The 530-nt window shown below is 34.3% G+C and carries 1 pseudogene; it reads right to left on the bottom strand.

Annotated features, from left to right (window positions below):
- Positions 1–456 (bottom strand): annotated as a pseudogene (locus WG67_RS08240) (ankyrin repeat domain-containing protein); the annotation flags it as partial.
- Positions 457–530 lie beyond the last annotated feature (74 nt).

The raw sequence follows: 530 nt of genomic DNA on the forward strand, positions 1-530 counted from the left end.
TGCAGCATTTAAGTAATAAAGAGGAGTTTCCCTCTTCTTATTAAAAGCATAGCCTTTACTGCAGAGCGCATCTTCAATATATTTTTTATTACATTTGAGTTCCTCTTTCAATCTGCTTACTTCTTTCCGATCTCCAGCTTCTTCTGCTTTCGTAATTTTGTTATTAGCTTCCTTCTCTAAGTCATTCACAATCTCTTGTACTGCAGGCAGCAAAATTCCACTTTTTGCTGCTTCATGAAATGGATTATCTCCATATTCATTATGCGCAGTTACAGAAGCAATGTTCTGCTTACAAATGTCTACAAATTTACCTTTGTTTTGTATTCTTGCAGCTAAATGCAGGAGATTACCTGCCTGTACTCTTTGTTTTGTTTTATCAAAAGGGCCGGTGTAACGCCAATTGATATTAGCTTCATTATCTGAAAGCAATTTTGCTATATCTACAAGTCCATCCATAACTCACCTCGCTATATTCAACCAATACTAAATTATACAACACAATTTATGAAAAACAAGTAAATTTTATCTCT

Source organism: Wolbachia endosymbiont of Drosophila incompta (assembly GCF_001758565.1).
Lineage (GTDB): Bacteria > Pseudomonadota > Alphaproteobacteria > Rickettsiales > Anaplasmataceae > Wolbachia > Wolbachia pipientis.